Consider the following 1,111-nt stretch of genomic DNA (forward strand, 5'->3'; position numbering starts at 1 on the left):
GACCGTCTTCTAAATCTAACACCGGACGCTCGGACACGGGGTGGCTCTTCCTGTGCGCATCCAGCTCGGCGGCGCGGCTCTGCCGCGCCTGACTGAAATCCTCCGGCTCTGGTGCGGCCTGACCGTAACGGCCGAGAAGCCGCCGAGCGCGCTCCGGAAGCGAAAGACGGTAGGCGTTGCTGGTCTGCTGGACCTGCGGCCCCCTGCCCTCGTTCCCGGTCGGCATGTTATTTTGTGCCGCGAGAATAGGCCGGAGATTGTGGCGACCGAAGACCGATCCATCAATCCCGAACTGGAACGTGAAATGGCAAAGCGCGCCGGCAGCTTAGTGACTGAGATTAAATCCAGCACGCCGTCTTCGCCTCGCAGCCCCAAAAGTTTGCTGACGTCATCGAAAAGGCGGCGAAGGCTCCGTAACGCTACAAATCCTCTGATCGGCTTCAATACTACAAGCTGAACCAGGACATCCATTCCGCAATCGTCGGTCTTTCGCAGAATGCCGCGCTGGCGGATATCCACATCATGCTGCAAACCCGGCTGAAGCGCATCCGCTTCGTCGGCCATGAAGGTCCGGAAAAATGGGCGGCGGCCGTGGCCGAGCATGAAGAGATGATCACCGCGCTCGAAGCGCGCGACAAGGAACGGCTCGCCGAAGTGCTTGGCCGGCATCTCTTCAATGCCTAGGATCGCGTCCGTGATTTCCCTTTAACCACCTTCAATATTGAAGGCCGGTGATGTCAAGTTGTTTGGCTGAAGCCGGGCGAAGCGCTTGCGGGCTCGATCCGGGAAAGTTCTCCGCCCATGGCCTGCGCTCAGGCTACCTCACCGAAGCCGCCAATCTCGGCATTCCCCTGCCGGAGGCGATGCAGCAGTCGCAGCACAGGTCGCTGACCCAGGCGGCCGCCTATTACAACAATCCCAACCGCAAGCGCGGCAGGGCGGCGCGATTGATTGTCTGATTGAAATCGGTTGAAGGGCCTGCTCGCGCGGACGCAATACCAGAGCGCGCTGGCTGCCACTATGCCGACAGCATCTGAATGCCTTTCTGAAAATGCGAGGAAAACAACCATGGAAACAACGACCATCGGCTCGCGGGCCGACTTTGCCCAAT

The 1,111-nt window shown here is 60.0% G+C and carries 4 pseudogenes; 3 read left to right on the plus strand and 1 reads right to left on the minus strand.

Going from position 1 to position 1,111, the window contains the following annotated elements:
* A pseudogene (locus HV823_RS26545) lies at positions 1-226 on the minus strand (hypothetical protein); the annotation flags it as partial.
* Between the two features lie 30 nt (positions 227-256).
* Between HV823_RS26545 and HV823_RS26315 the strand changes: the two are divergent.
* The 3 pseudogenes from HV823_RS26315 to HV823_RS26325 all read left to right on the plus strand — a co-directional run.
* A pseudogene (locus tag HV823_RS26315) lies at positions 257-417 on the plus strand (alpha/beta hydrolase); the annotation flags it as partial.
* Positions 418-684 (plus strand): annotated as a pseudogene (locus HV823_RS26320) (FCD domain-containing protein); the annotation flags it as partial.
* Between the two features lie 86 nt (positions 685-770).
* Positions 771-959 (plus strand): annotated as a pseudogene (locus HV823_RS26325) (integrase); the annotation flags it as partial.
* Between the last annotated feature and the right edge of the window lie 152 nt (positions 960-1,111).

Origin of the sequence: Mycoplana rhizolycopersici (genome assembly GCF_013378445.1) — a bacterium.
Classification (GTDB): Bacteria; Pseudomonadota; Alphaproteobacteria; order Rhizobiales; family Rhizobiaceae; genus Mycoplana; species Mycoplana rhizolycopersici.